Source organism: Thalassospira sp. MCCC 1A03138, assembly GCF_002115785.1.
GTDB lineage: Bacteria > Pseudomonadota > Alphaproteobacteria > Rhodospirillales > Thalassospiraceae > Thalassospira.
This window is the reverse complement of record NZ_JFJY01000004.1, coordinates 354,347-361,960: the sequence shown is the minus strand read 5'-3', so window position 1 is coordinate 361,960 and position 7,614 is coordinate 354,347. Positions and strand designations below refer to the sequence as shown.

General features: G+C 58.9%; 5 protein-coding genes and 1 pseudogene. 1 reads left to right on the top strand and 5 read right to left on the bottom strand.

What is annotated here, in order from left to right:
* Positions 1–182: 182 nt before the first annotated feature.
* From TH468_RS22025 to TH468_RS11400, 5 genes and pseudogenes are all read right to left on the bottom strand, one after another.
* Positions 183–324: pseudogene (locus TH468_RS22025) on the bottom strand (IS5/IS1182 family transposase); the annotation flags it as partial.
* Positions 325–1,210: 886 nt separating this feature from the next.
* Complete coding sequence (locus TH468_RS11415; RefSeq protein WP_085644249.1) at positions 1,211–1,762, bottom strand: sarcosine oxidase subunit gamma; 552 nt, start codon at positions 1,760–1,762, stop codon at positions 1,211–1,213.
* 32 nt (positions 1,763–1,794) lie between these two features.
* A complete protein-coding gene (locus TH468_RS11410) occupies positions 1,795–4,788 on the bottom strand; it encodes a sarcosine oxidase subunit alpha (protein ID WP_085644187.1) in 2,994 nt (997 codons plus the stop codon).
* Positions 4,785–5,105: a sarcosine oxidase subunit delta gene (locus TH468_RS11405; RefSeq protein ID WP_062960758.1), complete on the bottom strand. Its 321-nt coding sequence runs from the start codon at positions 5,103–5,105 to the stop codon at positions 4,785–4,787. The genes TH468_RS11410 and TH468_RS11405 overlap by 4 nt, the downstream gene beginning before the upstream one ends.
* A gap of 11 nt (positions 5,106–5,116) precedes the next feature.
* Positions 5,117–6,370 carry a sarcosine oxidase subunit beta family protein gene (locus tag TH468_RS11400; protein WP_062947815.1) on the bottom strand — a complete coding sequence of 418 codons (1,254 nt, stop codon included), beginning with the start codon at positions 6,368–6,370 and terminating at the stop codon, positions 5,117–5,119.
* Between the two features lie 245 nt (positions 6,371–6,615).
* On the opposite strand from TH468_RS11400, the gene TH468_RS11395 reads away from it, so the two are divergent.
* Positions 6,616–7,563 carry a 2-hydroxyacid dehydrogenase gene (locus tag TH468_RS11395; protein ID WP_085644185.1) on the top strand — a complete coding sequence of 316 codons (948 nt, stop codon included), beginning with the start codon at positions 6,616–6,618 and terminating at the stop codon, positions 7,561–7,563.
* Positions 7,564–7,614: the final 51 nt, after the last annotated feature.

Sequence of the window (7,614 nt, the reverse complement as noted above, 5' to 3'; positions counted from 1 at the left end):
CGGTCTGCTATCAGAACATCCCCACCGATGTTCTGCCGGGGGATCTGGTCTGAGACGTTTCCATGCAAGAAAAAGCAAACCCCGCTATCGGCGGGGTTTCAGACTGCTGACGAACCCCATCATTATTGTCGGGGTTCGTTTTTTTATGGGGCAGTATCTTTTTAAGGAGAAAGCTTTCCTGTCTGCCAGTCATGGCGTGTCACTACCGTGGTGTGATTGCGGCTTTGCGTACAGGCATAGCGCAGCGGACAGGTTTTTCAGACCCTCGGGCTTTTTATATTCCCGGTATCCGGATCTGTTGGTGGTGCTGCAATTGAGGATTTCCGCGAAGCCGAACCGGGCATCTGATGGGGGCGCGTCGGGTAGGGCTCATCAATTGCCACGCAATAGCGCATAGCCGTTTCTGGAGGACGTACCCGTGAGAGTTGTTTCTAGATTTCCGAGCGCGCAGGCTGCGTCGTGTCGAATCCTCCTTCCCATTCGGTTTCTTTAAAAAGTTCTTGATTTGTTCTTTTGTTTGTGGCATAAGAGTAAAGTCAACGGGAGAAATGCACCCGGACCGAAACCCGCGAGGCCTTGTGCCTCGCGGGTTTTTGCGTTTGGGGCTGAATGAAAGAGGATATCGGGATGCAGCGGCAAAGATGCGGACATCGACACGGGCAGGGCGGCGGGGTGATCCGCAGGATATGGTTCGGCGGTGGCGGAGCCATTATGGCGGCATTCTGCCCGAGGGCTAGAACGAAGGACTAAGGGGGGCTAACCCGATCATTTGTCATGACGGGAGAGGTGCGTCTTGTTGAGGAGGGAGCTTTAAATTTGCCGGGAGCGGCAACGATGGCAGCAAGGGGCAGCGTTGAGCTGTGGCCCGTCAGGGGTGAACCGGCGGGGCCCATGAGCCCGAAGTGTGTCCGGGCTTCATCGGTTGCTGGAAATGTCGCCATGACCGGAAATGACCGAGCGGGCCATGAGTCCGAAGGCGGCCCGCCTGCGCCCCGCCGGTGAGGATGCCGAGGCTCTAGGTTCGTCGGGACTTCCCGGATTGCGGGAAGTCCGGTTTTGGCTGAGGTGTCTTGCCGTTGTGTCCGTCGTTGGCGGGTGGGGCTTCGGATTTCGTGGCGTGGTCCTTGCGGGGAAATGCCATAGGTCGGCGCAGCATATCGAAGCGTCGGTTCCGGTTTACGGCAGCTTTGCAAAGGGCCCTGGCATCGGGTTATTCGCCCGCCAGTTCAGCGCAACCCGTTTCCAGAAGGGCGATGACGTGCGGGGCGAATGAGCGCCAAAGATCGAGGCGGTAATCCTGTTCGCCATCCCGCCACAGCACCGTTGTGACACCATCAAAGACCGTGCGGCGGGCTTCGCCGACCGGGAGCTGATCAAGGTCGCGCGGGCATCCGATGGTGATCAGGTCGCTGGCCTTCGGGCCTGTGATATGGACGGTAACCTCACGGTCGGAAATTTCCGTCAGGCTGTGCGGGGTTTTGGCATAGATCGCGGCACAGACATCGTTGATCGTTCCTGCCTGATCTTCGGGGGCGATGATCGTCCATTCGTCCGGGCCAAGGCATATGATTTCAATATCCCCTTTGCGCCCGCACTGGCCGATTTTGGCCGGAAGGGTTACGCCAAGCGCCTTTGACAGGGCTTTTTGTTCGGGCGTTGCGGCCCGAAGGGAAAAGCGGGCGACAGGGGGCAGAAGTGCTACACGCACGGCGGAGCTTTCGGCCAGTATCCCGGCTTTGGACAGGTCGATATGTGCAGTCATTGCAGTCATCTCCGCTTGTATGACCTTGGAATTTAAAGTTTGAGGCGCGCATTTTCGGGGTCGTAAAAGACTGTGCCGGTGATGGTGGCCCTGATCGTCCGGTCCGGCATCGGGATATAAACCGTTTCGCCGGTCTTGCCGTGGCCGCCTTCGATCAGGGCAAGGGCAATCGGGCGACCTGCCGCGTCGCTGTGATAGGACGATGTCACGTGGCCGACCATCTTCATCGGGATCGGCTGGTTCGGATCAAGGACAATCTGTGCGCCTTCTTCAAGTTTGGAGGTGCCATCATCGGTCAGAAGCCCGACCAGTTGTTTGCGGCCTTCTGCCGTCAGGTCCGGGCGGTTAAGAGCCCGCATGCCGACAAAGTCGGGCTTGTTTTTGCCAACCGCCCATCCGGCACCCGCGTCATAAGGCGTCACCGTCCCGTCGGTATCCTGACCAACAATGATGAAGCCCTTTTCGGCACGCAGGACATGCATGGTTTCGGTGCCATAGGGGCAGATATCGTATTTCTGACCCGCCGCGAACAGCGTTTCCCAAAGGGCGCGGCCATGACGGGCGGGGACATTGACCTCAAATCCAAGTTCGCCCGTGAAGCTGACGCGAAACAGGCGGGCCGGGAAACCGGCAACCGTGCACTCGGCTATCGACATATGCGGGAAGGCTTCGTCGGAAATATCGAGCCCCTCGACAAACGGGGCCAGAAGATTGCGCGCATTCGGGCCGTTGAGCGCAATGGTCGCCCATTGCTCGGTGGTCGAGGTCAGCCAGACTTTCAGATCCGGCCATTCCGTCTGAAGGTAATCTTCCATCATGTTCAGCACACGCGCCGCCCCACCGGTGGTGGTGGTGATGTGGAAACGGTCATCGGTCAGACGGCCAATCACGCCGTCATCGCGGATATAACCATCATCGCCAAGCAAAAGGCCATAACGGGTGCGACCGGGGGCAAGTTTGGTCCAGGGGTTGGTATACATGCGGTTCATGAATTCAACCGCATCGGGGCCGACCACCTCGATCTTGCCAAGGGTGGATGCGTCAAACATGCCAAGCGATTTGCGCGTTTCGCGGCATTCGCGACGCACGGCGGCGTCCATGTCTTCGCCGTCCTTGGGGAAATACCATGCACGACGCCACAGGCTGACCGGTTCGAACACGGCGCCGTTTTCCTCGGCCCAGCTATCGATGGGGGTTTTGCGGGTGACTTCGAAATGATCCCCCTTGTGATAGCCGACAAACGCCCCGAAGGTCGTCGGGGTATAGGGCGGGCGGAAGGTGGTCAGGCCGACTTCGGGCTGTTTCTTGCCAAGCGCATCGGCGGCAATGTTCAGGCCGTTGATGTTTGACATCTTGCCCTGATCGGTGGCCATGCCATTGGTGGTGTAGCGTTTGACATGCTCGATCGAGCGCATGCCTTCGCGCACGGCAAGGCGCAGATCCTTGGCCGTCACATCGTTCTGATAATCGACAAAGGCGCGGGCCTTGCCAGCATCAAGGTCGGTCGGAAGTTCGGTGTGGCTGGCACCCGTACCGGGGCGATCATCGGCAACCGAAAGCGTTTTGACTGTGGCGGTTTTACCAAGGGCTTTGGCCGCAGCCGTGCCCATTGCGGCCCCGTCATTAAGGGCGGCCTCGATCCCCCAAAGCCCACGTCCGGCACCGGCGATCTGGCAATCCTCGGTAATGCGGTCGGGCAGGAAGGTCTGGCTTTGGTCATCCCATTTAAGCGTCCCCTTGGTATGGGAAAACAGATGGAGCGACGGGGTCCAGCCCCCGCAAACCAGAAGGCTGTCGCAGGCCAATGTCTGGGCGGCCAGAACGGTGCCATTTTCAACCTTGTTGATCCGCACCGATTTGATGCGCAGGCGGCCCGAGGTGCCGGTTGCGGTATAACCGGCAAAGACCGTGATCCCGCGTGCGGCGGCTTCCTTGACAAGGTCGGCATTCGGGGTCGGGCGGGTGTCGACAATGGCCCCGATTTTTGTTCCGGCCGATGCCAGATCAAAGGCGGCATACCATGCACTGTCATGGCTGGTGACGACGACGGCATTGTTTCCGACACGCACGCCATAGCGGTTCAGATAGGTTTGCGCCGATCCGGCCAGCATTACGCCCGGGCGATCATTGCCATCAAATACCAGCGGCTTTTCAAGCGCACCCTGCGCCAGAATGACCTGTTTGGCGCGGACCCGCCACATCCGTTCCCGCGGGGTGCTGGCGGCCGGTTTTTCGAGATGATCGGTCAGTTTCTGACACAGGCCGATCATATTCTGATGGTAATAGCCAATCGCTGTGGTGCGGGTCATGATCCGGACACCAAGGTCGGTCAGGGCATCAAGCTCGGCCTCCAGCCAATCCCATGCCGGTTTGCCGTCAATTTTTGCCTGTGGTTCGCTTAAAATCGTTCCGCCCGGTTCGGCGTTTTCATCGACCAGTGTGACGCGAAGCCCGGATTCCGCGGCGGCACGTGCGGCGGCAAGGCCGGCAGGACCGGCACCGACAACCAGAATATCGGTATGCAGGTAACGGGATGCGTAATTGTCCGGATCGGGCTCGGTCGGCGATACGCCAAGACCGGCAGCCGCCCGGATGAAGGGTTCGTAAACCTTGTCCCAGAAGGACCGTGGCCACATGAAGGTCTTGTAATAGAACCCGGCGGAAAACAGCATGTAAAGGCGGTCGTTGATCGCGCCGATATCGAATTTCAGGTTGGGATATTTGTTCTGGCTGCTGGTTTCAAGCCCGTTCCAGATTTCCTGCACGGTTGCGCGCGTGTTGGGTTCAAACTGTCCCTTGCCGCGACGTGTTCCGATCAGAGCGTTCGGTTCTTCCGAGCCTGCGGCAATCGGGCCGCGCGGACGATGATATTTGAACGAACGCCCCATCAGGTGAACGCCATTGGCGATCAGGGCAGATGCGACAGTGTCGCCCTCAAGCCCCTGATAGGTGTCGCCGTCAAAGGTGAATGAAACCGGCCGATTGTGAAGGACCCGGCCACGCCCCGGAACACGGAAAGCGGTCATTTCGAAGGCTCCTTCTTTGCGGCATCTTCAAGCAAAACAGCAAGGTCAGGGCGCGGTTCGCCCGCCTTGTATGTCGTCAGGAACCGGTCCGAAACGGTGTCGCGCACGGCGTTAAAGAACCGGCCGCAGCCATGGGCATGACGCCAGCGTTCAAAATGCGGTCCCTTGACATTGGTGCGGATGAACAGGAAATCGCGCCATTCATCATCGGTTTTGTCCGCCGGATTTTCCGGGCGCGCGATATGGGCTTCGCCGCCATAGGTGAATTCCAGTTCCGGCAGCGTTTCATCGCAATAGGGGCAATGGATGAGAAGCATGTTCGTTCTCCTCAGTGAGCGACGGCGGCTGCGGCCGCTTCGTCAATCAGACGGCCGGTCCGGAAACGGTCCAGCGTGAAGGGGGCGTTGATGTCATGAGGGGTGCCTTTAGCAACCGTCCATGCAAGGGTATGGGCAGCCCCCGGTGTGGCCTTGAACCCGCCCGTGCCCCAGCCGCAATTGACGTAAAGGCCGGGTACGGGGGTCATGCCAAGGATCGGGGAGCGATCCGGGGTCACGTCAACAATGCCGCCCCATTTGCGCAGCATCCGCATGCGGTTGAAGATCGGGAAAATCTCGCAGATCGCGGCAACCGTATGTTCGATCAGCGGCAGGCCGCCACGTTGGGAATAGCTGGTATATTGATCGGTGCCCGATCCGATCACGAGTTCGCCCTTGTCCGACTGGCTGATATAGGCATGCACGGTGTTGGACATGACGACACAGGGGAAGATCGGCTTGACCGGTTCGGATACCAGTGCCTGAAGCGGATAGCTTTCAAGCGGCATGCGCACACCGGCGGTTTCCATCACGACACTGGTGTGACCAGCGGCCGAAACCGCGACCTTTTTCGCACGGATAAAGCCCTTGGCGGTTTCAACGCCTTCGACCGCGCCATCCGGCCCGCGGCGGATTGCGGTAACCGGGCAGTTCTGGATGATGTCGACACCGCGTTGCGATGCCCCGCGCGCATAGCCCCACGCAACCGCATCGTGGCGGGCGGTTCCGGCACGCATCTGAAGGGCGGCACCGACGACCGGATAGCGTGCATTGGGCGAAATATTAAGCGGCGGGCAGAATTCCTTGGCTTCCTGGGGCGTGAGCCAGCGGTTATCGACACCGTTCAGGCGGTTGGAATGGATGTGGCGCTGGAAGGACTGAACGTCGTGAACATTGTGTGCGAGCATCAGAACGCCGCGGCGCGAAAACATGACGTTGTAATTCAGATCCTGGCTAAGACCTTCCCAGAGATCAACGGCATGGTCATAAAGCCGGGCACTTTCATCATAAAGATAGTTTGACCGGATGATCGTGGTGTTGCGCCCGGTATTGCCGCCACCCAGCCAGCCCTTGTCGATCACGGCGACATTGGTGATGCCATGTTCCTTGGCCAGATAGTAGGCCGCGCCAAGCCCGTGCCCGCCGGCACCGACAATGACGACGTCATATTCTGCCTTCGGTTGGCTGTCGGGCCATTGCTCCTGCCAGTTCTTTTGTCCTGTAAGAGCATTCTTTAACAGCGACAAAGCAGAAAAATGCGTCATGAGAAGCGGCTCCACCAAGTGTCATGATTTTGCACGATTAGATGTGAATTTGCGACGTCGCGATTGGATATTTGCGTCATATCTGTTGTACATATTCGCCATCCGGGCAGGTAGTGTGCAATGGCGCAGCGACAGGTGGCAAGTTCAGGCGGCCTGCGCACGGGCCTGTTAATTGTCCTGTTCTCTTGTTTTACAAGTGGCATGCCGCTAGTCTGTGACCTCCCGCCACCAACGGAGAAGCCCCGATGTCGCGTTCTGACAAACATATCCTCGTTGTTTCGGCCATCCGGCCGCGTCACATGGAAGAACTTGCTGCGAAATACGAACTGCATCGCTGGGATCAGGCGAGTGACAAGGATGCGTTTCTGGCCAATGTGGCGGACAGGATTACAGCCCTTGTTTCGACCGCCGGGGTCGGGGTGCCGACGGAGCTGATCGAAAAGCTGCCGAACCTTAGGGTCATTACAAGTTTCGGGGTCGGTTATGATGCGATTGATATTGCGGCCTGCACGGCGCGCGGCATTCGCGTTTCCAATACGCCCGATGTTTTGAATGACGACGTGGCCGATACCGCGATCATGCTGCTGCTGGCGACGCTTCGGCGGCTGGTTGTTGGTGATCATTGGGCGCGCAGCGGACAATGGTCGGAAAAGGGGGCGATGCCGTTAACCACAACGGCACGCGGCAAGAAGCTTGGCATTGTCGGGCTTGGCCGGATCGGGCAGGCGATTGCCGCGCGGGCGGAGCCGATTGGCATGGAAATCGGTTATTTCGGACGATCCAAAAAACCGGTCGATTATCATTATGAGGCCGATCTGATCGGGCTTGCGAACTGGGCGGATGTTTTGATGATTTCCTGCCCCGGCGGGGCGGCGACACAGGGGATCATCAATGCCGACGTCCTGAAGGCACTTGGCCCGCGCGGTTTTGTCATCAATATCGCACGTGGTTCGGTGATTGATGAACCGGCCCTGATTGCAGCACTTCGGGATGGCGTGATTGCGGGGGCGGGGCTTGATGTGTTCCATAATGAACCGCATATGGACCGTGCCTTTGCCGGGTTTGAGAATGTCGTGCTGTATCCCCACAACGCCAGTGGCACGGTCGAAACCCGCGATGCGATGGCGCAGATGGTGGTCGATAATCTGGCGCAGTGGTTTGCAGACGGGACGCTGGTGAGCCCGGTTAACTGATTGTACGGATGCCCGTTTCGCGGTTGGCAGTAGCGCGCATGTGACCAAGGC

What these genes read in the sequence shown, in the direction of transcription:
- TH468_RS11400 (WP_062947815.1), bottom strand. Translation starts at nt 6,370, where the DNA reads ATGACGCATTTTTCTGCTTTGTCGCTGTTAAAGAATGCTCTTACAGGA.
- TH468_RS11415 (WP_085644249.1), bottom strand. Translation starts at nt 1,762, where the DNA reads ATGACTGCACATATCGACCTGTCCAAAGCCGGGATACTGGCCGAAAGC.
- TH468_RS11405 (WP_062960758.1), bottom strand. Translation starts at nt 5,105, where the DNA reads ATGCTTCTCATCCATTGCCCCTATTGCGATGAAACGCTGCCGGAACTG.
- TH468_RS11395 (WP_085644185.1), top strand. Translation starts at nt 6,616, where the DNA reads ATGTCGCGTTCTGACAAACATATCCTCGTTGTTTCGGCCATCCGGCCG.
- TH468_RS11410 (WP_085644187.1), bottom strand. Translation starts at nt 4,788, where the DNA reads ATGACCGCTTTCCGTGTTCCGGGGCGTGGCCGGGTCCTTCACAATCGG.